Here is a 23,941-nt window from a genome sequence, read left to right as displayed (position 1 = left end):
TAAACAAGGAAATCAAGTCTAATATAAAAGTCATGACAAGCCTGCGGTAATTGTCCACAGCCTCATCTTGCGTGGCCTGGTGGTAGGACTCCCCCTCCATCGAGGAGCACCCCATGACCGAGTCCGTCCCCTCACCTGATCCCTCAGCGGACACAGCCGCTGTCGCTCGCCTCGCCCCTGCGATGAGGCTCGCGTTCTGGACCCTCGTGGTCGAGACGGGAGTCTCTCTGCTGATCCGGGTGCTCAACTGGTACATGTTCTCCCTGCCGTCCGAGACCTTCGAGCGGTGGATGCGCCCCATCTGGGGGTTCAACGCGCTCGCGGACATCTGCGTGATGAGCGTGTTCGCCTTCGTGTCGCTGCGGCTGGCTTCCGCATCGACCCCACCGCACCGCCGCCTCGCCACCGCCGCGGCCATGTTCTTCGTGGGACGGGGACTCCTGGCTGTGTTCAACATGGTGGCCCTGCTGGCGGCGCTGCGGACCCCGTCCTTTCTGACGTCGCCGCTCACCGTCCTCGCCTACGTGCTCTTTTATGGAAGCTGGGGGCTGCTCCTGGCGGGTTTGGGGACAGGAGCGAAGGCATGGGGTTTCCGTTTTCCCCTCATCCCCGGGGGGGTTGCTCTCCTCTTCTCCATCGCGGGAGCCCTCGTGGGAACGTACTGGCGGTCCCTGATAGAGGTCCCGCTTCAGGATCGTCCCGGCGGGCTCTGGCTCCCATACGTCAGGGATGCACTGTCGTACTCCTCGACGCTGGTGCTCGCGGCGGTGTTCTTCCTCTCCCGCTCCAGGCTGTTGCGTGCGCGGGACGGACTCGTCGCGGAACTGAAGCGCGCCAGTTCGCCGGAGTGGAGAGCCGCGTCTGAAGGCCTGACACTCTACCGAGGTGCGCTCCTGGCGCGCATCGCCGTGATGCTGATCGGGACTCCGCTGCTGTTCCTGGCCTCGCGCTCCGGTGAGCAGGAGCCGAGCCTGGGACTGCTCAAGGTGATGACCCTCGGCACGCTCGCCTGCGGCCTCGCCGCGCTCGTCGGACTGTTCGGCTACTCGAAAATTCCCGAGTCCTCTGGAGCGCGCGGACACGCGCGAAGCGCGCTCGGGCTCGGGCTCACGGGAGGCGTGTTCGATGTCTGGGCGGTCATCCTCATCTTCCGGCTGTCCGGGAGCGTTTCAGCTGCGTTCACCTATATGGACCAGGCGCCGTGGGTAGAGGCTGGCGCGCAGACCGCCGGGTTGGTGGCCTTGCTGTTCCTCCTGGCGTCCTTCCACCAGGCCGCGGGGGTGCTGAAGGCCTCCGAGCTGGCGAGCCGAGCGCAGTGGGTGGGTTGGACCCTGGGCATTGCCGGGTTCTCCAGCATGATCTTCAAGCTCGTCATCTCCACGACGCGCGGTGCCACCGAGGTGGTGATCCTCGCGCTTCCCCTGGTGTTCGCCCTGGTGGGTGGAGCCATCGCCTTCGTGTCGCTCGTGGGTGAGCTCGCGCGGGCGATGCACGAGGGGCCACCCCAGGCAGAGGAGCCATCCCTCAGCCCGTGAGCCGCACCATCATGCTCTCGACCCGCTCATCATCCATCGCCCCGATCGCGGTCGTTGCCGTGCTTGCCACCAGCCCCGTGGCGCTCGCGGACAACCCGCCACTGACCAGCTCGAACTACGCGATCGACGTATTCCAGGGGCCGGTGCTGGCGCCGGTGCGGATGACGGGCCTGGCCGGCGCGTATGCTCCCATCGCGGAGGGCGTCGAGGGCATGGGCGTCAACACGGCCGCTCCGGCCCTGCGCTCGCTCTACTCGACAAAACACGTCGACTACGACCTGTCGCTGGGCTTCACCTTTCCCAGCTCGGTGGGCAACACCGACTTCGACAACAACGGCTCGGTGGGCTTCACCTACAAGGACTTCGTCTTCACCCAGCTCGGAGGCCTGGTCCAGTGGGGCCCCTGGGGAGTTGGAGGGCTCGCCTCTCTGCAAGCCTACACGCTGGGCCAGGACGCGAACGGGCAGATGCTCCTGCTGCACGCGAGTCGCTTCCAGCTTCAGGTCGCACGCAGTTTGCTCGACGGCGAACTGGCGGTGGGCGTCGGCCTGCGCGCGGTCTCTCTCGTCATCGATTCCGATGCAGGCATCGACAGCGAACTCGCCACCATGATCGGCGCCAGCGCCGAGGCCGGCGCCGTATGGACTCCGCTGGCCCTGCCGCTGCGTGCGGCCCTTTCGTTTCGGGCCCCTGTCCACGGTCGGCTCGATCCCAGCGGTCCGGCTACCACGGACGACGCGGGCAACGTGAGGGTCGCCAACCTCTACCTGCCCTCCTCCATCAGGCTTCCCTGGGAGATCGAGGCGGGCCTTGCCTACCAGTTCGGCTCCCGTCCTCTCCAGCTCCCGTGGGGGCCGGACCGTGCCGAGCAATTCAAGGCCCTGCCACGTACGAAGCTGCTCCTGACCGGCTCGGTGCTCATCAGCGGCGCGGCCTCGAATGCCATCGGCTTCGAGTCCTTCATGTCACAGCAGATCGAGCACTCCGGGCGCCATGTCGTGGTTTCGCCCCGCGTCGGCGCCGAGATCGAGCCCATCGAGAACCGGCTGCAGGTGCGCGCCGGCAGCTACCTCGAGCCCAGCCGCTTCGAACATATCGGCCCCCGCGTGCATGGCACCGCGGGGGCCGAGGTACGTCTGTTCCGCTGGTCCGTCTTCGGCCTGACGTCGCCCGAGACCTCGTGGCGCATCAGCGGCTGCATCGACGTTTCGCACCTCTACTTCGGCTGGGGCGTCGGCGTCGGTACCTGGCACTGACAGGTTGCCGTCACCCCAGGACCCTCATCTGCCGCCGCTCCTCCGAACCACGCGCGGCGGCAGGAACAAGCTCCCCGCGCGAGATTGCGCGGGGAGCTTCCCCATCATCACGGCTGAGAGCCGTACACCTGGAACTCCCAGAGGGAGTAGCCGTAGGCAGTCAGCGCGCGCTGCGTGAGGTTGACGCGCACGTAGCGGCCGCTGCCAGACACGGTGACGTCATCGGTGCCGCCGTCTCCCGTGGTGGTCGAGTAGATGTTCGTCCACGGGCCGGACGTGCTGCTCGCCGTCTGGATCTGGTAGCCGGTCGCGTAGGCCGCCTCCCAGGTCAGCACCACCCGGCTGATCGTCGAGCTGGCACCCAGGTCCACGTAGATCCACTCGCTGTTGGTGAAGGCGCTGCCCCACCGCGTTCCCAGGTTGCCGTCCACTGCGCTGGCCGCATCGCCCACTTCGACCGACGACACCACTGCCGTCTTCCCCTGCGAGAGCAGCGTCCCCGAGGGGGCCGACGTCGTGCCGTACACCTGGAACTCCCAGAGGGAGTAGCCGTAGGCAGTCAGCGCGCGCTGCGTGAGGTTGACGCGCACGTAACGGCCGCTGCCCGACACGGTGACATCATCGGTGCCGCCGTCACCCGTCGTGGTCGAGTAGATGTTCGTCCACGGGCCGGACGTGCTGCTCGCCGTCTGGATCTGGTAGCCGGTCGCGTAGGCCGCCTCCCAGGTCAGCACCACCCGGCTGATCGTCGAGCTGGCGCCCAGGTCCACGTAGATCCACTCGCTGTTGGTGAAGGCGCTGCCCCACCGCGTTCCCAGGTTGCCGTCCACCGCGCCGGCCGCATCGCCCACCTCGACCGACGACACCACCGCCGTCTTCCCCTGCGAGATCAACGTCCCCGTGGAGCCGCCCGGCGTGGTCGCGTTCGCCTGGTTCGAGGAGGCCGAGGACCCTGCCGCGTCCACTGCCCTGACGACGTAGTAGTACGTGGTCGAGGCAGCAACCGTGCCGTCCTGGTACGTCGTGCCGGTCTGCCCGGTGGCAATCTGGTTGCCGGTGCCAGGCGTAAAGCCGGAGGTCGTCGACCGGAAGACGTCGTAGGTGACAACGCAGCCCGAGCCGGCTGTGCTCGCGCCCCACGACAGCGAGACCTGAGCGGAGGAGTTGGCCGTCGCGGAGAGTGTCCCCGGGGTCGAGGGGGCCGCGGTGCAGGAGGTGCCGCCGGTCACGGTGAGGGTGGCGGCGTTGCTGACCACCGTCCCGCCCGAGTTGGAGACGGCGACGGTGAACTGCGCGCCGTTGTCGGACGTCGTGGTCGCCGGAGTGGTGTAGCTGGCCGCGGTCGCCCCCGAGATGGCGGTGCCGTTCTTGCGCCACTGGTAGGTCAGCGTCCCGGTCCCGCTCGCCGCCACGCTGAACGTGGCGGTCTGGCCCACCGCCACCGTCTTGGCAGTCGGCTGCGTGGTGATCGTGGGCGCGGAGGACGTCGTTCCGGTGGTGCACACCACGCCGCCGGGGTAGTTGTTCGCGACCTGCCAGGTCGACGAGCCGGTGTAGCTGACGAAGGCGGCGCGCGACGCGTCCGACGAGTCAGCGGTCGAGGTCCACGTGCTCCACGGCAGCGGGAACGCGCAGGCGGCCGAGTTCGTGCCGGTGATGGCGAGCGCCTCGGCCTGAGTGGGCAGGCGCATGCTCTGCGAGGAGCAGTACGTCTGGGCGATGGACTGGGTGTACTGCGCGCCCTGATCCGCGTAGGTCGTCATGGCTCGCTGCCACGTGAGGCCGCTCTGGTTGTCCTTCACGAGCGTGCTCGACAGAACCGTGAAGCGCTCGCCCGAGCCGCCGCACTGGGGCACGTTGTAGGCCTGCAGTTCGTACAGCGAGTAGCCGTACGTCGAGCCGCGCGCCTGGCCATACATGCGCAGGTACCGGCCCTGGACGGTGGGGAAGCTCACCGTCTCGACATTGCCCTGCCCGTTCGTGTTGGTGGCGGCGGTGTTCCAGTTCTGCGCGTCGTTGGAGTACTGGATCTGGTACTGGGTGGCGTAGGCGGCCTCCCAGTAGAGCACCACGGTGTTGAAGGCCTTCACGGAGCCGAGGTCGACCTGGAGCCAGGAAGGATCGATCGCGCCGGCGGAAGCCCACCGCGTGGTGAGGTTACCGTCGGTCGCATAGGTCGCCTCGAGGCCTCCACCCTGGGTGCTGCTAGCCGTGGCCGTCTGGTTCAGCGCCAGGTTGGTGCCAGGCGGGGCGATGGTGAGCGTCGCCTGGGCGCTCACCGCGCTCCCCGCGGCGTTGCTCACGACGACCGTGTACTTGCCCGCATCGCTGTTCTGGACCTGCGCGATGGTGAACGTGGATCCATTCGCGCCGACGATGTTCGCGGCGTTGTACTGCCACTGATAGCTGAACGGCGCCGTGCCGGAGGCCGTGACGGAGAAGCTCACGGGATCATTGGCCCGGACGGAGACACTGAGCGGCTGCTGCGTGATGGTCGGCGCGATCGCGGCATTGACCGTGAGCGCGGCCGCAGCCGAGGTCACCGAGTTGACGGGGTTCGTCACCACCACCGAGTAGCTCGTCCCGTTGTCGCCAGCGGTGAGAACCGGAGTGGTGTAGCTGGCGCCGGTGGCGCCGGAGATGGCCGTCCCGTTCTTGCGCCACTGATAGATGAGCGTCGGCGAACCGGTGGCCGTGACCGAGAACGTCGCGGTCTGGCCCACGTAGGCCGTCTTGCCGGCGGGCTGCGTGGTGATCGCGACCGCCGCGGGGGCAACCACCGAGAGCGTGGCAGCGCTCGAGGTGGCCGAGCCCAGGCTGTTGGTGATCTTCACGGTGAACGAGGCGTTGTTGTCGGCGGAGGTGGTGGCCGGCGTGGTGTAGCTCGCACCGGTAGCCCCGGAGATCGCCGTGCCGTTCCGCGACCACTGGAAGGTCATCGGCGCCGTGCCGGTCGCCGTGACGGTGAACGTGGCCGGCTGACCGGAGGTGACCGCGGTGCTCGACGGCTGGAGGATGATCGTCGGAGCCGACGCCGGAGGCTGGAAGGACGGAACCGCCTGGATGGTGTAGCTCGCGGTCCCCGCGGTGAGGCCCGGAGAGGTCGCGGTCACCGTCACCGTGCCCGTGGTGAACTGGCTCAGGAGGGCGATCTTGGCGAGGCCGCCCTCAGCCTGCAGCTCGGGGTCACCCGGCGAGTGGTAGTTGACGGAGCTGCGTCCGCCGGAGGTGGAGTAGGCATTCGAGCCGCTGGAGACGTACTGCTGGGTACCGCCCAGGTACGTAGCGGGGCCGCTGACGGAGAAGGTCAGGAGGTTGGCAGCCGTGGGGACCACGTTGCCGTTCGCATCCTGCACCTCGGCCACCACGAAGGCCGCGTCGGAGCCATTGGCGGTCACCGCGAAGGAGGTCCCATCCGGCCGCACCACGTTGGGGACGGCCTTGAGGACGACCTTCGCCGCCGCGCCAGCAGTCACCAGCTTGTCGGTCGCGACCACGGTGCCGAACTGGTCGAGGCACTCGGCCAGGAGCGTGCCGGCCGCGAAGGCCACGTTCCAGTTCGCCTGGAACGGCAGCAGCGTGGTCGACTGCGTGAGGTTCGAGTTCGAGTCAGAGTTCCACGGGTTCGGGGTCTTCGTGCCCTGGTCCGCGCCGTTGATGCGCAGGCGGACGGAGGGGCAGTTGCTGAAGGCGTTCACGGACACCTGGCCGGAGCGGTTCCAGTGGTGCCCCAGCTTGACGACGGGCTTCAGCGAGAAGGGCGTCCAGGCGGCCTTGTAGGCGTAGTAGAGCAGCTTCGGGAACCGGTTCGCGTCCACGGCCGACGAGCCGATGGAGCGGACGCTGTTCGAGTAGGTCGCCTCCTGCGCAGTGCCTCGGTACTGCTGGTACTCGGCGAAGAGGCCCGTCTCTCCGGGCGTATCCGCGAAGTACCACTGCACCATGCCGAAGGCATTCGCCTGCTTCGACTTGCGCCAGTCGTTGAGGAACGGCGCCAGGAAGGCGACCTCGTAGTCGTAGGCGAGCCCGCGCGCGTGGCCGTTGCCCCAATACTCCGAGCCCCAGGCAGGGTTGTTGGGGAACTGGTTCTTGACGCCCACCTCGCAACCCTCGAGCGTGCAGCCCAGGATGTACCCGTTCTCCGGATCCGGCGTGCGGTCCGCCGCGACGCGCGTGTTGATGGGATCCCACTGCTGGTTGATGGCGATGAGCGCCGCCCCGACCGTCCGGTTGGTCACGCCGTTGTTCGACTCCCAGGAGAGGATGGAGGGGTGGCTGCGGTCGCGGATGATCATGTCGCGGTGCAGCTCCTTCTTGAGCGTGACGTCTTCCGCGGCCGGGGTGTTGAACCCGTTCTCTCCGTCACCGCTCGGCTGGACGATCATGACGCCGTAGGCATCGGCCGCATCGACGAACTCCTCGCTGCTGGACGAGTGGCCCGGGCGCCAGAGGTTCCCGCCGCCCGCGGCGAAGAGCTCGAGCTCGCGCCACTGTTGCTCCTCGGGGACCGACGAGCCCAGAGCGGGATAGTCATAGCGGCTCGATCCGCCCCACAGGTACATCGCATGCCCATTGAAGTACGGGAAGTTCTTGTCCCAGGTGATGACCCGGATGCCGAGGGTGGTCTGGGTCGAGTCGACCACCACGCCATTGACGCTGACGACGTGGAAGACCTTGTAGAGGTAGGGCTTCCCGTAGGTGCTGTTGTTCGGGTACCACAGCGTCGGGTTGGGAACCGTGATGCGCTGATCGAACATCGCGGTCGGCGACGACGGGAACGTGCTCGGCGTCATCGGCGCGACCGACTGGGTGATGGGCGGTGCGGCGACCACGAGGGTGCCATTCGCGTCCACGATCTGGGTGGTCAGCGTCACCTGCTGTGTCGACGTGGTCTCGTTGAGGACGTTGGTCTGCACAGCGACGACGGCCGACTCGGCCTTGGCGGTGCTGGTCGTGGACGGAACGATCGAGACGGTGGTGACGTGGGTGCCCCAGGTCTTCTGGTTGGAGTAGACGTTGCGCGGGATGCGCACCTTGTTGGTGATGAACATCTTGGCCGGGCGGTAGAGGCCTGCCTCGGCCTGACCGAAGCGGAAGGCGCCAGAGAAGCCGGGATTCCTGAACCAGGCGGCGCCCCGGGCGACCCGGACCGCGATCACGTTCTGCGTCGTGCCGTTGGCCGTGACATAGGGGGTCAGGTCGACGATGAACGGGAGGAAGCCGATCACGTGCGAGGCCTGGGAGCTACCGGGGACCTCGCTGATCCCGGGCAGGAGCGTGCCGTTGATGTAGACCTGCGCGCCGGTATGCGCGCCCTCGAACTCCACGAGGACCTTGCTGTTGGCGTACTGAGTGCCAAGGGTGAACTTCAGGCGGTACCACTGGGTGCCGCCGTCCAGGTACCCGTCGCCGCCGCCCGACACGGTGTTGAGGAAGGTGGTCAGGTAGTTCGCACCGTGCGGGATACCCACCTGGCTCCAAGACGAGTCATCGAAGGTCGGCGACGCATACGTCGTCGAGTCCTGCCCCTTCAGGTAGCGCCATCGGTTCTGACCGGGCATTCCGGCCGACAGATCGATGGTGACGCGCTCCGACGTCGGCGGTGCGAGCGCCTGGGTCGACACCGCCGCCGTCCCCTCTGGGTTGTCCCCAGGTTCGCCGCACGCGAAGAAGAGCGGTAGGAGCCCCGCCGCTAGGAGGAGGCGCGATTGCAAAGAAAACCAGCCCGTAATCCGACTCGTCTTTTTCATAGGGGGGCACTCTCCTGCTAGGGAGCACGCCGCAGTCCCTGTAATCGAGAGAAAGCGGGACAGCGCGTGCAGACCCGATTACACAGATAGTAGCGCCTTTTTTTGAAAGCGCTACCAAAATCGTGAAGGGTGCCAGTGTCAGGAAATGAAACGTTTTGAGGCTGGAATTCCGCCTCGATACGAATTCGGCTCAACGCGTCATATCAACTCAACTGATGACTGAATGCGTCACGATTTGTATCACTTCCCTCGCCCCAGACGCTCGAGGACCTGTGTGACGCGCGCTGTCATCGGGCCATGGACAGACAGAACTTCCACTCCCAACTCAAACGGGTCGTCGAGCAGCATCCAGGCGAGTTTCTCGTCCACCCTCGCCCGCAGCTCGGGATCTTCGTGCGCGGGTATCCGGATGCGATCACGATCCTCGATGGGTACGAAGACGACGAGGTCCAGGGTCTGAACGGATGAGCGAACCGGAGCAAGCCACTCCTCCAGATCAAACGCATCGGATTCCTCGTGAGTCAGGAGGTATCCAATGAAATCAAGGGGGCAGCGATCAAACAGCACATTGCTCGCGCCCTCCTCGTCTGCGAGCAACTCCATCGAGCGGCGAAGCTGTTCGATGAAGTCTTCCAAGCTCGGTGGAGAAGCGAACTCGTAACCCTCCTCTTCGAGCAGATGGTACGGCTCATCGACGGCCCGATACTCCGTGAGTCGTTCCGCGAGCTCTTCCATGAGCGTCGACTTTCCCACCCGATGCGTGCCTGTCATTGCGATGCGCATGCGTATTCGTACCTCGGATCGTCCGAGTCCGGTCGAGCCACGTGGGTGGCAAGAGCCCGATATGCAGCCGCTGCTGGGGCGTTAGGATGCCGGAGACCCGCCGTCCCGGAGCCCGCATGCCCCAGCGACTCGTCCTCTCGTGCCTCCTCGCCCTGATAGCCGGGTGCGCCCGGAACGCCCGGCCCGACACGGAGCCCACGAGCGCCCGCTACGAGCACGTCTTCCTCAAACCACTCGAGGAGGCCCTGGCGGAGACGCGCAAGATACTGGCCGAGAAGGGGTACGGCTTCGAACCCACCGAGGATGAGAGCCAGCTGCTCACCACGTGGCTCCAACCTTCCGAGGGGACCCAGGGCAATGGCATCTACTCGCGGTACTTCGTCTCAGGCATCCGTGTGGGCCCTCGGCAATCCGTGGTCCGCATCTTCCGGGTGAATCGCGCCGTCTTCGGCAACGACATCGCGATCAAGACCGGGGGCCAGAAGCTCGCGATGGAGCAGCGGGAGCAATACTCCAACCCGCTCGCCAGAAGCTCGGTGACGGGCAAATCCCGGGTGGCCTTCCAGACGGATGCGATGGTCGAGCGGCGCGGCCTCATGCACGGCACACGCGATCCGGAGCTGGAGCAGGAGCTCACCCTCCGCCTGGAGTCCGGAGCGGGCATCGAGGTGGTCGCCAAGGAGCTGGCCCCTCAATCGGAGCATCCCTCGCTGCGCTCCCCGGACTTCTACCTGGACCGCTGGAAGCAGGACATCGACGGGAAGGGCTCCGCCACGGAGCTCTGTCCCCAGAAGGTCCGCGGCTTCGGCGAGCTGCTGCGCTCTGGACTGACGGTGCTCATCGGTGAGCAGCTCGGCAGTAACGAGGCGCCGGCGGCCGTGGGCGACGCCGCGTGCGAGTCCGCCGAGACCGGCTTCAGCGTCGCCCTGGGCCTGTCGATTCCTCGAACTGAACAGGAGCGCATCCACCGCTACCTGGCCAGCCCTGGCGCGCCCGCGGATCAAGACGAGTTGCTGCGCGGCGTGTTCTGGCGACGGCCATATCAAGATGGCCGCAGCAGCCGCGCCATCATGGAACTCATCGACCGAGTCCGCTCTCTGCGCGCCGCCGGCCTGCCCATCACCGTGGTGGCCTTTGACACGGACGAAGCCACTGGCACCGAGCGCGACGCCCTGCTGGCGGAACTCTGGCGGCAGCGGCGCCAGACTCGGCCCGAGGAGATCTTCATCATCCTGGCCGGAAACACCCATACACGCACCACGGAGGGCACGGCCTGGGACCGGGATTTCGTCCCCATGGCGAAGCGGATGAAGAGCACCGAGTCCGCGCTGATGGTGCTCGATCTCAGCTATGCACAAGGGCGGAGGTGGGGGTGTGATCTGAACCGCGACGCCAAACTCGTGTGTGCCGTCGTCGGCGCCTCTCCGAGCGAGCGGGTGGCCGAGGCCCCGGGGCAGACTCCCTTCGTCCGGCTCTTCTCAACGCCTACCGAGGAGGGCCACCACGGCCTGTTCTACGTGGGAGCGCTCTCCCCTTCCCTGCCCGCTACCTCACTCGAAGGGCACTTGCCTCCACCAGAAACAAAGCCACTCGTTCCTCCGGAGCGGAGAGCGCGCTGAGCCTTAATTCAGGAATAACAAGTCTTGCGGTTTAAACTGGGAAATGATTTACGCGGCCTTCTCCAACCACCCCCGAGGAGGCCGTTGTGCGCCGAGTCCCCCCAAATGCATCGTTCCCTGTCGTGCCCCGCTGGTCGCGTATCCCAAGACTGGCGGCCCTGACCCTGCTGGCTGCCAGTGCAAGCTGCGCCGGAGGACCGGAAGCCGAGCAGGAGCAGTCCATGGGCAGCCAGCAGCAGGCGATCATGGCCACCCAGTGGACTGTCAACCTGAAGACCTGGTCGAGCAATTACCTCGTGGCGGACCAGGGCGGTAATGGCGCGCTGATGGCATACAGCACGGCCGCCAAGGAATGGGAGACGTTCACACTGACGGACGTCAACGGTGGCTCGCTCGTCAGCGGAGATGTGGTGACGCTCCAGGGGTACGGAGGCCAATGGGCGTCGGCGACCAATGGTGGCGGCAGTAGCATCCAGGTCGTCTCGCCCTCGCCCCAGTCGTGGGAGCAGTTCACCCTGGTGAAACTCAACGGCACGGGCACCATCGGCAGTGGCGATCAGGTCGCCCTGAAGACAGTCATCAGCGGCCAGTATCTCTCCGCCGCCAACGCGGGAGGCAGCACCGTCTCCGCCAACGGCGCCTCGGCGCGCGAGTGGGAGACGCTCACGCTGAACATCGTCGCCAGCGGTCCGGTGGGCGGCGCGGGTCCTGACTTCGGACCCAATGTCTTTGTTTTCGATCCCACCATGCCGGCGGCGACGATCCAGAGCCACCTGGACCGCATCTTCCAGCAACAGGAGACGAATCAGTTTGGCGACCAGCGCTACGCGTATTTCTTCAAGCCAGGCGCATACAACGTGGACGTGCGGGTTGGTTTCTACATGAACGTGTTCGGGCTCGGGCAGTCCCCCGACAGCGTGACCATCACCGGCGCCGTGCGCTCGAAGGCAGACTGGTTCCAGGGCAATGCCACGCAGAACTTCTGGCGCGGCACGGAGAACCTCTCCATCGTCCCGACGAAGGACTCGAACACGGAGGTGTGGGCCGTCTCGCAAGCGACCACGATGCGCCGTATCCACGTCAAGGGAAACATCAACCTCTGGGACAATGCCTACCAGAATGCCTGGTCGAGCGGCGGCTTCATCGCGGACTCGAAGATCGACGGCACCATCAATTCCGGCACTCAGCAGCAATTCCTCACCCGCAACACCATCCTCAACAATTGGGTGGGCCAGAATTGGAACATGGTGTTCGTGGGTGACACCCAGGCGCCGTCGGGCACCTGGCCCAATCAGGTCTACACGGTCGTCGCCACCACGCCGACCATCCGCGAGAAGCCCTACCTGTTCATCGACAGCGCCGGCAAGTTCGCGGTCATGGTCCCGTCGCTGAGGACCAACAGCACGGGCACCACGTGGAGCGCCGGGACGACCGCGGGCACGGTCCTGTCCATCGACCAGTTCCACATCGCCCGCTCGGACCGGGACAACGCCGACACGCTCAACGCCGCGCTGAGCGCGGGTAAGCACCTCATCCTCACCCCGGGCATCTACCACCTGGCGAGCAGCCTCCAGGTGAACAACCCGAACACGATCATTTTGGGGCTCGGCCTCGCTACGCTCATTCCGGATCAGGGCAACGTGGCCATGACGATCGCGGACGTGGATGGCGTATCCGTGGCTGGAGTGCTCTTCGACGCGGGTGCCACCAACTCTCCGGTGCTGCTCAAGGTGGGCAGCGCGACGAGCACGGTCAGCCACGCGGCCAACCCCACGGCGCTCTTCGACGTCGCGTGCCGCGTGGGCGGAGCGCGGGCCGGGCTCGCCACGAGCTGTGTCACCGTCAACAGCAATGACGTGCTGCTCGACAACACCTGGCTGTGGCGCGCCGACCATGGCAACGGCGTGGGCTGGACCACGAACAAGAGCACCAACGGCATCACCGTCAATGGCAACAACGTGACGGCGTACGGTCTCTTCGTGGAGCACTTCGAGGGCTACCAGACGCTCTGGAATGGCAATGGGGGCCGGACCTACTTCTACCAGTCGGAGATCCCCTACGACGTTCCAAACCAGAGTTCGTGGACGCACGATGGCGTGAATGGCTACGCGTCCTACAAGGTCGCCAGCACGGTGACGAGCCATGACGCCCGGGGGCTTGGTGTGTACTCCGTATTCTACAACCCGGTGGTGCTGGAGAACGCCATCGAGTCGCCCTCGAATAGTGGAGTGAAGTTCCAGCACATGATCAGCGTGTTCCTTGGCAGCACGGCGGGCGCGGCGATCAACCACATCATCAACGGGACGGGCACGGCCGTCACCAACCAGAACATGACGGCCAAGTCGTCGTACTGATTGACTGCCAGTCCACGGTGACCCGGCCTCTGGAGTTACTGCCCTCCAGAGGTCGGGTCACGCGGGGCGTCGAATGTCGCGCGGAGGCACTTGCCGTCGTACTCGTAGCCGGCAGTCTCGCAGGGAGGCCGCACCCCCAACACGACCCAGCACACTCCCATCACGACCACTTCCGACCGTGGCTCACAGGGAGGCTTCTTCTGACCTGGCTGAGGCGCCTTCGGCATGGGAAGCGCCACCGAGGATGCTGGCGCAATGGGCCTCGAAGTCTGAACAAGAGAGAGTAGAGCTTCCTCTCCAACTCCTGCATCCGGCACGTCTACGGACGGAGTGTGCCAGTCCGACGCAACAGGCAGAGGCTCCGGACGGGGCGAGCCACACATCGCCCCGGCTCCCAGCGCCATCCACCCGCTCACGATGCCGGCGCTGACCCAAGGGAGCCATGCATGTAAACTCGATTCGTGGGTCCGGTTTTCTTTGGAAGAGGAACCACGGAGTTCCACGCGCTGATCCAGGTGGGCACCTCCACGAGCAGCCACCTCCAACGCCTCCGCAAGTCCAATGGCCGTGCCACGATCGCTCTTACGATCGGCCAGCATGGACATCACCAGGGCCTCCAACTCCGGAGCGCACGTGCACCACTGACTCGGAGGAACAATCCTGGCTCGTACCTCCTCGCTCTCGGTCACCGGTGGCAGATAGCTGCCTGTCAGCGCCTTGTAGGCTGCGACTCCCAGTGAGTAGAGGTCATCTGCCGGATGGGACGCGTACCGGGCCTTCGGGTCTTTGCGGAAGCGCCATGCGAAACGCAGCATCTCCGGCGGCCGATACGGCGTGGTGCCCGGAGGCATGGCCGTCTCGGTGAGAGGAGTAGCGCTCGGATACCAACAGCACCCCAGATCCAGCAGCACTGCTCGCCCTTCGGGAGTGACGACGATGTTGTCCCCCTTCACATCGCGGTGCACAAAGCCAGCCGCATGCAGTGCCGCCAGGGCTCGAGCCACCTGAGCCAGCACTCGCAAGTACTGCCGAGACGTCGCCTGCGATTCCTTCGCCCATGCGTAGAGCGACAGGCCTTGAACCAGCTCCATGGCGATGTATGGGTGGCGCTGCCCCTCGGAGTGCGCCCACTCGCCATGCCCCTCCAGCCTGGGAAGGCTGAAGTGCTGCACGCGCTGGAGCGCCTCCACCTCACGCGCGAAGCGGCTATCTCGCGGATGGCGCGCCACCTTCAGCGCCACCAGAGGCCCGCCTTGCTGGTGTGCATCACGGGCCCGGAAGACGAAGCCGCAGCTCCCTGCATCGACCTCATCCAGCACGAGCCACGGCCCCACAGTGAAGCGTTCAACACGGGGAACCTCCGTGTCACTCACGAGTCCTCCAGCATTCGAATCAGGCGGGGTGCGATTCATGGCGAGCCTCCGGCAGAGCGGGCCGACACCCTACCCTACTTACCAGGTCGGTTGCACAACATCCGTCCTGATGGGTTGGCGCCACGGTGGGTACCGCTGCGGCCCTGACGCGCGTTCCACGGGCCCTTTATTGGCCTTTCTTGAGGGACCGCGGATGGGCATGCTCCGGGAACATCCTTTGAGAACCCATGAATGGGTTCGATGGAGACCCTGCCGCCATGCCCTTTCCCAAGCATCTTGCTCGCTCACCTTGGCGTCGCCTGGGAGTGCCTGCCGCGCTCGCCCTGACGGCAGCCGGCTGCGATCCCATTGCTACCAGCGCTCCCTCTGCGCCTCGGGAGCCCCTCTCCGTGGTGGCACAGAAGGTGGACTGCGCGAGTAGCGGGGTGAGCGGCTCATGCGAGTTCGTCCAGGTGCTCGAGCCCGAGGCGGACAGCTACACCAAGAGGGGGTTCTACGAGGAGAACGACAACTTCGGCGCCGCCGGCAGCCTCAGCATCAATCCCTGGTTCCCATATGAGATCTACCTGCGCTTCAACCTGGGAAGCCTCCCCACCGGTGTGCAGGTCCACTCGGTGAAACTCTCGGCCACGTCCTATTGGGTTGGCGCCGGTGGCGGTGACGGCAACGTCTACACGTACCTTGTCCCAGACAACTCGTGGGGTGAGTACACCATCACCTACAACAACCGGCCGCCCTCTTCCGGTGGTCCTCTAGGTTCGTGGTTCCTGTGGGGCCCCGGCGGCAACGTGATCGAGGACAAACTCGGCGTGAACGAAGATCCAAGCCTCATCCCCGTCGTCCAGGGTTCCTTGGACACCGTGGACCGACGGATCTCGTTCGTGCTTCGAAACCAGGGTTGGTATTCGTCGGATTACTACTCGCGTGAGGAGGCAGTCGCCAGCCGGCGCCCCAAACTCCAGGTCGGCTACACCTGGCCAGCCCTCTCGCCTCTGGATGCCTGGGCGAACACCAGCTCCCTGCCTTCTGCCCTCACGAAGCACTCCGCGACGCTGCTGGCGGATGGCCGGGTGCTCGTAGCGGGCGGATCCGACAGCGTGGGGTGGACAGCCAGCGCGGCCCTCTACTCGCCCGCCACGCGCACCTGGGCGCCCACGGCCTCCATGTCCGTGAAGCGCTACGGACACGGTGCCACGCTCCTGAGCTCCGGCAAGGTGCTCGTCACGGGAGGGGAGATCAGCAACGTCCCTACAGCGACCACCGAGCAGTATGACGTCACCACGGGCACCTGGAGCGCCGCAGCGTCCATGTCGGCGGCCCGCTTCCGCCACACCGTGACGACGCTGAACGACGGGCGCCTGTTCGTCACCGGCGGCTTCGATGGCACCCAGGGGATGACGACCACGGAGCTCTACGATCCGAGCTCCAACACTTGGACGTCGGGGCCTTCCATGTCCACGCGCCGCTTCGGGCACACCGCGACCCTGCTGCCGGACGGAAGAGTGCTGGTCGCGGGCGGACACACGGGGGGGCAAGCGCTGGCCACCGCCGAGCTCTATGACCCGGTCGCCAACACCTGGTCAGCCACCGGCACGATGAACTCTCGTCACTACGGGCATGGGGCGGCGTTGCTTCCGAACGGTCAGGTCCTCGTGGTGAGTGGACTCACGCCCAGCAGCGTCCCCACCGCAATCTCCGAGCTGTACAACCCCGCTACCGGCACGTGGACGACCACGGGCTCGCTGACGACGGCGCGCAGTGAGTTCACCGTCGCGATGCTGCCCTCGGGCCGAGTGCTGGCGCTAGGCGGCACGGACGGCTCTGGAGCGATCACCTCCACGATGGAGAGCTACAATGTCGCTACGGGCACCTGGACGCAGGCGCCCACGATGGGCACAGCGCGCCGCAACCTCTCGGCCACGGTGCTGCCAGAGGGGCGCATCCTCGTCGTTGGCGGCCAGCAGGACACCACCATCGCGCCGCTCTCCTCCGCTGAGCTATTCACGCCCGCATCGGGCACCTGAATGGATTCCACGTCATTGAGCTGGAAGGCCTCGCCGGTGCCGCGCCCCAACAAGGTCCCCACGCGGATGCCCTTTCCTCTCTCTTCCCACGAAGGTATGCACCCTAGAAATGAAGAACTTCCAGATAGCTTCAATGCCACCGGACGATTTGGACGAGGTGCGCCGGTGCACGCGCTTGCTCGAGGCCATGGGGGAGGACCGCTTCCTGCTGGCGCGTCTCCCAGAGCCGGATCGGATCGCGCTCCTGTCCGCTGCCTCGCGCGTGCTACACCCGGATCGACGGGCGAAGTCACAATTCGTGAAGGCGCTGAGGCGCGAGCGGAAGCAGGCGAAGCACGACAACGACCGCGTCGTCCGCGCGACGGCCGGGATCCGGACGCTGCGCGGCACCGCCGTGTTCTCGGCACCACCCCTGCCCCCGCCGCCGCCCACGGAAGAGCCCGAGCGGATTCTCGAAGTCCCTCGCAAGTGCTACCTCTGCAAGGAGATGTTCCGGAAGCTGCACTTCTTCTACGACTCGATGTGCGGCACGTGCGCGGACTTCAACTACGCCAAGCGAACCCAGCGGGCTCCGCTGTCCGGGAAGATCGCGTTGATCACCGGCGCGCGCGTGAAGATCGGCTATCAAGCATCGCTGATGTTGCTCCGCTCGGGCGCGCAGGTGATTGCGACCACCCGGTTTCCGAAGGACGCCGCGCAGCGCTACATGAGAGAGCCTGACTTCGGGGAGTGGTCGCATCGGCTGCAACTTCATGGGCTCGACTTGCGGCACGCCCCCAGCGTCGAGCTCTTCGCACGGCACCTGGAGCAGGTGCACCCGCGGCTGGACATCCTCATCAACAATGCCGCGCAGACGGTGCGCCGCCCTCCGGGCTTCTACGCGCACCTGCTGGAGGGCGAGCTGCGCCGCTTCGAGGAGCTCCCGGCAGAGGCTCGCCCACTCTTCGCTGGACACGAGCAGTGCGTCGAGGCGATGCGCTCCACCCTGGGGACAGCAGGCACCGGCACCTCGGTGGTCGGGCCCACCTGGCGCAGCAGTGATCCCGCGCTTGGCATCCACTCCTCCGCCGCGCTATCGCTGCTCCCGTACGCGCTCGAGCAGGAGAGTGACACGCGCTCCCTCTTTCCCGAGGGGAAGATGGACGCGGATCTGCAGCAGGTCGACCTGCGGCTGATGAACTCCTGGCGGATGAAGCTGGCCGAGGTCTCCACAGCGGAGATGCTGGAGGTCCACCTGGTGAACGCGGTGGCGCCGTTCATCCTCTGCGGGAAGCTGAAGCCGCTGATGATGCGCGACCGCTCCTCGCCCGGCCACATCGTGAACGTCTCCGCGATGGAGGGCAGCTTCTCGCGCGGGACGAAGACGGACAAGCACCCGCACACCAATATGGCGAAAGCCGCGTTGAACATGATGACGCTGACCTCCGCACCGGACTACGCGAAGGACCGCATCTTCATGAACGCGGTGGACACCGGCTGGGTGACCGACGAGGACCCAGTGGTGTTCGCGAATCGCAAGCAGCAGGATCTCGACTTTCACCCGCCGCTGGACATCGTGGATGGCGCGGCGCGCGTGGTGGATCCGGTCATCTCCTCGGAGAACACGGGCCAGTTCGTCTGGGGCAACTTCTTCAAAGATTATCGCCACACCGCCTGGTGAGGGCAGCGCGTTCATTTCGAGGGGAAATCAGCAACGTCTGCCCGGCGGGTTGTGATGCAAGCCACCAAGGAGAGAGAGATCAGACTGATCAATCCATCGCCAGCGCTCGCGCAGTGTGCCCCGAGCCGAGCGGTCACGGTGAGTCGCGCCCGCCGATCACCGGGAAGCGCTCGTAGGCGCGTTTGAGCACGTCCAGGTGGGTGGGGTTGTCGAGGTCGAGCGGCGCATCGGTGAGTTGCACGACCCATCCGCCCGACGGCGTGCGACGCGCCCGCTTGAGCAACTCGGCGTCGCGAGCCGGGTCCGGGAACCCGATGGCTTTCGCGGCAGCGGCAGACCAATAGTTCAGCCATCCGAGGTTATGCGGAATCTCGGGCGCGCGGATGTAGTCTGGGAACCTGAGCGCTGGCAGCCCCCATGGCGGAATTCCTGGCTTCCGCACTGGATCGATCGTCTGCCGCGAAATCGCCACGGTCGCGCTGAATGGAGTGGCGTGCCCCCAGTACCCGTGTGCGCCTTCTCCAATGGCTGCCAGCACATCTGCTGCCACGCCGAGGCTGGCTGCCTGTGGTGGCAGCGACGCATGAACTTCAAAATGTGGCGGGCTTCCTGCGGCAAGTCCCCGCGGGTTTTCCAAACCGGTCACCGTCACAGGTTGGTTGTCGTCATCGTTGCAAAGGAACGGAAACCCGCCATCAGTCCTATTGGACGCGACCCATTGATCGCGGTGAGGCAGTGGGATCAGATCGTTCTTCTCTGAAGTCGTCCACCCCAAACTCAATCCAGGAAACGCACTCTCCATTCCATGAACAATGGCAAGCGGGCGCCCATCATCGTCAACAAGCGCAGGAGCATTGACGGTAATGCGGAAGTCACTCCGCTGCACGAGTGTCATTTTAGCACCAATTCATGACGACGACATTGAGGTTCTTATCCATGCTCTCGATCGCGCTCTTATGCGCAGCGCTCTTCACGCCAATGATAAAGTTATATCCGCACTCCTCGGCAAGCCTGGCTTCGCGCCGCAATTCCGGCAGCTTCACTCTCACGAAAAAATCCTGAGACCGAGTCGAGTGTATGTCGAAGTTATCAGTCTTAACGTCCCATAGCGTGCGCGTGGTTAGTTGAAGTGCATCGAATTGCTTGCCATTAACGAGCACATCCCAGCCCGGGAAGCTGTTCTGTGGAATGAGGTCGGCGCAGTCGTTGTGAGGGTCATTGCCGCCCGCGTGCGGCACCGGGACGGGCTTGCATTCCGGGCGCTCCGTTGAATCGGATGTTACGGGTGGGATCCAGTCCGGACCCAGGTCTTTCGGCTTCGGCTCACTCTTCGTCACGGGTTTCTGCGCAGGTCGCGTTTGATCCTTGGGCTTCGCGCGTTCGCGGGATGCGTTCCGTTGATAAGCATCAATCCCCTCTTGGATGGCGGCTGCTACCACCACCGCGCCAACAACAATCACTGCACCGACGACGATCTCGGGTGCCGCAAAGACACAGAGGGCTACAACCGCGGGGGCGGCTGCATCCGCATAGGCAACGGCGCACTTCTTGTTGTCATCCCGAAACCTGACCCTGTCGCGATCGAGCGCGTGAAAGCACCGCTCCGCAAGGATGGGCCATTCGTTGGAGGCTTCGCGCAGCACACACTGGCCATCATCTGTCCAGGGGTATAGTGCCGCACGCTGAAGATTGGCGAGTCTCGGGCTCGGGGCCTCTACCTCTCCCGTGCTCGGATCCATCGTCGCGCAGGCCGAGAGCAGGAACAGGAGCAGGGCACTGCAAGTTCGGGGGGACATGGCCCACGTCCTTTCAATCATGCGCGGGGATTCACACTGGGGCCCAGTCTCAACGAAAAGCGACTTGCGGTGAAGCCCCCGCGAGCCCCGACACGCGCCTCTCAGCGGTACACCTTTCCGCCCCAGATAAGCGCGCCCCTGGCGAGCGGCACGCTGTACGCCGCGACCTGCCCGGTGGGCAGCAGGTACGCGACGAGCAGAGCGTTCTCCCATCCCCCAGGGTGCCCCTTCATCAAGTCAGGATCCAGCGTGCGGCCCGCGCCGACCGCGCTTGACTGGCAGTTTTCCTCGCGACCCGCACGAACGTGCATGCCCGGCCGGCGAGAATGCCCGAAGGCAACCGTATGCACTGTGCGAGCTGCCCCTGTGTCACGCCGTCGGGTTAGTAGGTGATCGAGCTGAACGCCTTCGGCTGGCGCAGCTTGAAGTCGCCCATCATGATCGCGCGGTTCGTCGTCTCGTCGTACTCGGCGCGGGTGTTGTGCTCGGAGAGGCTCAGATCCTCGTCGATCCCTCAGAGGTACTGACGCCAGTCGGCGGAGAACGTAATCCGCGTCGTGGGGACGCGCGTCGTCATTATGAAGGAGAAGCCGCGGATCGTCCCCTTGTCGAGCATCTCCTGATGGAAGATGAAGATCCCCGTGTCATTGAGCTGCATCAGCGCCGTCGCGCGGGTCGGGTGGATCACCCATGCCGCAGTGCCCATCCGCACTTACGCGGTCAGCGGCAGCTCAACCGCCTTGTCGATGTCGGCAAGGTAGGCGTCGGCGGTCGTGCCCGTGCTCGCGAAGACCTGAGCAGCGGTGAGATCCTCTGTATGACCGATCCGGGTTAGGCGCTTCACGTCGACGACGCTCGCGGCCGTGATCGTGAACATGCGCCCGCCCGCCGTGATCGTGAACGTGCGCTCGGGCTTCCGCTTGCTCAGGTCGGGGAGCGCGAGCACGCAATCGGGCGGCACCGGCCACAGACCGACCGGCACACCTGCGATCTCCTCAACGACGGCAAAGAACTCTCCGCCGTGGAGTCCCGCCGCTGGAACGCGCGCCACGTCACGTCAGCTAAAGCATCGCCGACCGTGTCGACGATCGCCCCGAGCCAGGACATTTCGGCGTAGGCCGCGAGTAGCGCGGGCACTTCGCGGCGCGGAGGAGCCGACGTCCATCGGCTCAGCGGGCAGCCGCTCACGGCGGGCAAGATGGAGCGACCGCTGCGTCGCCCCCTCAAGCGGGCGGGCATCAGCCGAGCGGATCGGCTGGCACGACCTGCACCACACCTACGGCAGCCATCTCGCGATGCGTGGCGTCTCGCTCAAGGTGATCCAGGTGTTGATGGGGCACGCCACGATCGACATGACGATGCGCTACGCCCACCTGAGCCCCGACACCCGGCGAGAGACGATCGGTGTTCTCGATCTGCCTCTTGCGCCGGCACGCAACACTGACGCAACACGGATGGAATGGACTGCTAACCACCCGTGATCACGCCGTAGAAAGTGTGGAGGCGGCGGGAATCGAACCCACCGCTTGGCGCTTCCGGCGAGTGCGATCAAATCACCAAGGGCAGTCGACGACCTTCACAGTGCGCGTCACAGGCAAGGCCTGATTCCCTCCGCCATCCCGCCTCGAGCACTCCCTGCTGCTGATCCTTCTGGGACGTCTGCTGGATGAACTCCTCCAGGGTGTGGCGGCTCATGGTCTCTCCTCCTCCGGCGGCTGGGACCACCAATGGCGTCCTGTACTTCGCTGCTCGGCCTCAGATAATTGGGGCCATGCCGAACTATCACCTGTCACCTCAAGCCAATGCCAGGTTCCTCGCGCTGGGCCGTCTCACCACCGAGAACGCCGAGGCGTTCGACAGGCTCGCCAGGCGCTTCGATGGCAAGGTGCTCATCCCCTACTTCCAGAGTGAGGATGCGACCCTGGATCGGATCTACAAGCGTGGTAACGCCTGTCATGCGCTGGTGGCCGAGTGGCTGCGGCTCTGTGGCACTCGGGCCACGGAGCAGGCGATCTCCTCGTGGCTCTACGACATCCAGGACGACGAAGCCCGCACGGATCGGATCGGGCGATTCATGCGCGCGCAGTATCTGGTGATGGCCAACGAGCAGCACCGCTGGTTGCAGGCTCGGGACATGGCGAATCAGCCATTCTCCAACGACATGGGCCGAGCGGACCTGCGCGCGGCGTTCGCGTCGCTGCGCGCGGATCCACGGCACGCCTCCGTGCAGTCCGGGCGCATTCTCGCTCCGGAGCGCTTCGACGCGCTGGCCGATAACGAGAAGAACGACCTGCAATGGTCGTTCGGCAAGTTCGCACGGCTGCGGCAGTTGGAGTCTTCGATGTTCCAGGCCTCGTACGGCGCGGGGACAACCCTGATCCGCGACTTCGGGACAACGGCGGTCGCGGCACGGAGCGCGGTCATCAGCCAGTTCATCAAGTCCGCAGCCAGTGAGTGGGGAGCCGGTACAGCCGTGCTCATCCACCTGATGGGCAATGGCGGTTCGGGGCACACGCTGGGGCTGCTCTACAAGAGCGACATCCTCTACTTCTTCGACCCGAATCGGGGGGTGTTCTGCTGGAAGGGGCAAAACAAGCAGACCAAGCTTCAGGGCTTCAAGGGCTTCTTTTCGCAGATGGCGGACTTGATGGGATACAACGCCTACTCCGTCATCGCCCTCAACAGCTACACCGCCGCGTGACTTCACGGGCGTGGGGTCACGGCCTATTCGACGAGAGCGCCTTCTGCCTCGCCTCATCGAGGGACATCCTTCCCGAGGAGACCTCTTCGATCAGCGAGAGCACCGCCCGAGAAATCGAATCACCAGGAGCGCGAGCCACAGCCTCCCGCCCCCGAGGCAATGCTTCCGCGACGCGCCCGGCCACCAGCAGGTTCAGCGCCAGGTTGGCCAGCAGTCCCGCATCGTCGGGATTCACCGCACTGGCGGCCTCGCTGAAACGCACCGCATCCTCCATGCGCCCGGCAAGGCCCGCGCAGATAGACGCCTCCCGGCCTACGTCGGGGTTGTAAGGGTTGAGTTCAAAAGCCCGGCTGAGCCACTGCAACCCCTGCGGGTAGTTGCCCAAGCGCCGCTCCACTACGCCCAACACCCACGCCGCAGCCCAGTTCTCTGGCACCAGGTCCAACGCTTGCTGGAGCAACGGTCGCGCTGACTCCAGGCGGCGCACATCCCCCGCGGAGGGCTGGCCCATGGTGCCTCCCAGCAAGTCCTGGATGGGCGAGGTGGCCTCCTCCCAAAGCGCGTTGTAGCGCCGCACCTCGGTCTCCGAGTGCTGACGCTGGTGAAGGCCCAGCAGCCGCTCATGCATGGCGGCCAACTCGTCTCGCGCCGCGTCCTTGGCCTGAGCGCTGGCCTCGGCATCGCGAACAACTCGAAAGAGGGCCTCGCGCGACTTCTCGTGGTCGCCCAGGATGCTGCACAACCGCCCCAGGCGAATGAGCACCTGTGTCCGGGGATGGGCCGACAACGGGGGCGTGCCCGCGAGGGCCCTCTCGAAGAAGTCCACGGCCTTGCGGCCATGCTGCTCGACCACCTCCGGCCGGTTGGCGCCCTGCTGCTCGTGGCGTCCCTGGTCCTGGGACACGCTTCCTAGGTTGAGCAGCACCAGAGAGTGGTTGGGTGCGAGCACGAGCGCCGCGTTGAAGCGTTCCGCCGCAACCTCATAATCCCCTCGAGAGGCCCGTTTCACACCCTCGTCGAGCAACTCGGACACCTGAGCCTCCGAGGTCCCCCGCACCTGCTCCTGTCATCCTTGGCGGGTGCTGCCCCG

Annotated in this window: 15 protein-coding genes and 2 pseudogenes; 8 read left to right on the top strand and 9 right to left on the bottom strand. The window is 65.5% G+C overall.

Annotated elements, in window-relative coordinates; genetic code table 11:
* Nucleotides 1–113 precede the first annotated feature (113 nt).
* Entirely contained in the window at nucleotides 114–1,535 is a 1,422-nt protein-coding gene (locus KY501_RS12300; RefSeq protein WP_224363067.1) for a hypothetical protein, read from the top strand.
* Nucleotides 1,532–2,791 carry a hypothetical protein gene (locus KY501_RS12295; protein WP_224363066.1) on the top strand — a complete coding sequence of 420 codons (1,260 nt, stop codon included), beginning with the start codon at nucleotides 1,532–1,534 and terminating at the stop codon, nucleotides 2,789–2,791. Before KY501_RS12300 ends, KY501_RS12295 begins: the two co-directional genes overlap by 4 nt.
* 107 nt (nucleotides 2,792–2,898) lie before the next feature.
* On the opposite strand, the gene KY501_RS12290 is transcribed toward KY501_RS12295, so the two are convergent.
* Both KY501_RS12290 and KY501_RS12285 read right to left on the bottom strand, forming a co-directional pair.
* Nucleotides 2,899–8,541, bottom strand: a complete 5,643-nt coding sequence (locus tag KY501_RS12290; RefSeq protein ID WP_224363065.1) for a galactose-binding domain-containing protein — start codon at nucleotides 8,539–8,541, stop codon at nucleotides 2,899–2,901.
* A gap of 240 nt (nucleotides 8,542–8,781) precedes the next feature.
* Nucleotides 8,782–9,324, bottom strand: a complete 543-nt coding sequence (locus tag KY501_RS12285; RefSeq protein WP_224363064.1) for an AAA family ATPase — start codon at nucleotides 9,322–9,324, stop codon at nucleotides 8,782–8,784.
* 116 nt (nucleotides 9,325–9,440) lie between these two features.
* On the opposite strand from KY501_RS12285, the gene KY501_RS12280 reads away from it, so the two are divergent.
* Nucleotides 9,441–10,943: a hypothetical protein gene (locus KY501_RS12280; protein WP_224363063.1), complete on the top strand. Its 1,503-nt coding sequence runs from the start codon at nucleotides 9,441–9,443 to the stop codon at nucleotides 10,941–10,943.
* A 221-nt stretch (nucleotides 10,944–11,164) separates the two neighbouring features.
* Nucleotides 11,165–13,297, top strand: coding sequence for a pectate lyase-like domain-containing protein (locus KY501_RS12275; protein ID WP_224363062.1), 2,133 nt, complete (start codon nucleotides 11,165–11,167; stop codon nucleotides 13,295–13,297).
* Nucleotides 13,298–13,332: 35 nt separating this feature from the next.
* On the opposite strand, the gene KY501_RS12270 is transcribed toward KY501_RS12275, so the two are convergent.
* Nucleotides 13,333–14,670, bottom strand: a complete 1,338-nt coding sequence (locus KY501_RS12270; RefSeq protein ID WP_224363061.1) for a serine/threonine protein kinase — start codon at nucleotides 14,668–14,670, stop codon at nucleotides 13,333–13,335.
* Between the two features lie 257 nt (nucleotides 14,671–14,927).
* Between KY501_RS12270 and KY501_RS12265 the strand changes: the two genes are divergently transcribed.
* Nucleotides 14,928–16,694, top strand: a complete 1,767-nt coding sequence (locus KY501_RS12265) for a Kelch repeat-containing protein (RefSeq protein ID WP_224363060.1) — start codon at nucleotides 14,928–14,930, stop codon at nucleotides 16,692–16,694.
* Nucleotides 16,695–16,827: 133 nt separating this feature from the next.
* Entirely contained in the window at nucleotides 16,828–18,354 is a 1,527-nt protein-coding gene (locus KY501_RS12260; RefSeq protein ID WP_373691588.1) for an SDR family NAD(P)-dependent oxidoreductase, read from the top strand.
* Between the two features lie 133 nt (nucleotides 18,355–18,487).
* Here the strand turns inward: KY501_RS12260 and KY501_RS12255 are convergent, their stop codons facing one another.
* The 4 genes and pseudogenes from KY501_RS12255 to KY501_RS12245 form a co-directional block, all read right to left on the bottom strand.
* Nucleotides 18,488–19,249 (bottom strand): DUF5953 family protein, encoded by a 762-nt coding sequence (locus tag KY501_RS12255; protein ID WP_224363058.1) that lies wholly within the window; start codon nucleotides 19,247–19,249, stop codon nucleotides 18,488–18,490.
* Nucleotide 19,250: 1 nt separating this feature from the next.
* On the bottom strand, nucleotides 19,251–20,150 hold the full coding sequence (locus KY501_RS12250) for a DUF6310 domain-containing protein (protein ID WP_224363057.1): 900 nt from the start codon (nucleotides 20,148–20,150) through the stop codon (nucleotides 19,251–19,253).
* 101 nt (nucleotides 20,151–20,251) lie between these two features.
* Entirely contained in the window at nucleotides 20,252–20,383 is a 132-nt protein-coding gene (locus KY501_RS53070) for a hypothetical protein (RefSeq protein ID WP_255636426.1), read from the bottom strand.
* Between the two features lie 149 nt (nucleotides 20,384–20,532).
* Nucleotides 20,533–20,958: pseudogene (locus KY501_RS12245) on the bottom strand (phage major capsid family protein); the annotation flags it as partial.
* A 366-nt stretch (nucleotides 20,959–21,324) separates the two neighbouring features.
* On the opposite strand from KY501_RS12245, the pseudogene KY501_RS12240 reads away from it, so the two are divergent.
* Nucleotides 21,325–21,631: pseudogene (locus tag KY501_RS12240) on the top strand (tyrosine-type recombinase/integrase); the annotation flags it as partial.
* Nucleotides 21,632–21,698: 67 nt separating this feature from the next.
* On the opposite strand, the gene KY501_RS12235 reads toward KY501_RS12240, so the two are convergent.
* Nucleotides 21,699–21,845: a hypothetical protein gene (locus KY501_RS12235; protein WP_224363056.1), complete on the bottom strand. Its 147-nt coding sequence runs from the start codon at nucleotides 21,843–21,845 to the stop codon at nucleotides 21,699–21,701.
* A 76-nt stretch (nucleotides 21,846–21,921) separates the two neighbouring features.
* Here KY501_RS12235 and KY501_RS12230 point away from each other — a divergent pair, with 76 nt between their 5' ends.
* A complete protein-coding gene (locus KY501_RS12230; protein ID WP_224363055.1) occupies nucleotides 21,922–22,851 on the top strand; it encodes a hypothetical protein in 930 nt (309 codons plus the stop codon).
* A 16-nt stretch (nucleotides 22,852–22,867) separates the two neighbouring features.
* On the opposite strand, the gene KY501_RS12225 is transcribed toward KY501_RS12230, so the two are convergent.
* Complete coding sequence (locus KY501_RS12225) at nucleotides 22,868–23,884, bottom strand: tetratricopeptide repeat protein (RefSeq protein ID WP_224363054.1); 1,017 nt, start codon at nucleotides 23,882–23,884, stop codon at nucleotides 22,868–22,870.
* Nucleotides 23,885–23,941: the final 57 nt, after the last annotated feature.

It is taken from the genome of Hyalangium versicolor, from assembly GCF_020103695.1.
In the GTDB taxonomy this organism is placed as follows: Bacteria; Myxococcota; Myxococcia; order Myxococcales; family Myxococcaceae; genus Hyalangium; species Hyalangium versicolor.
This window is presented reverse-complemented; position numbering and strand designations above follow the sequence as displayed.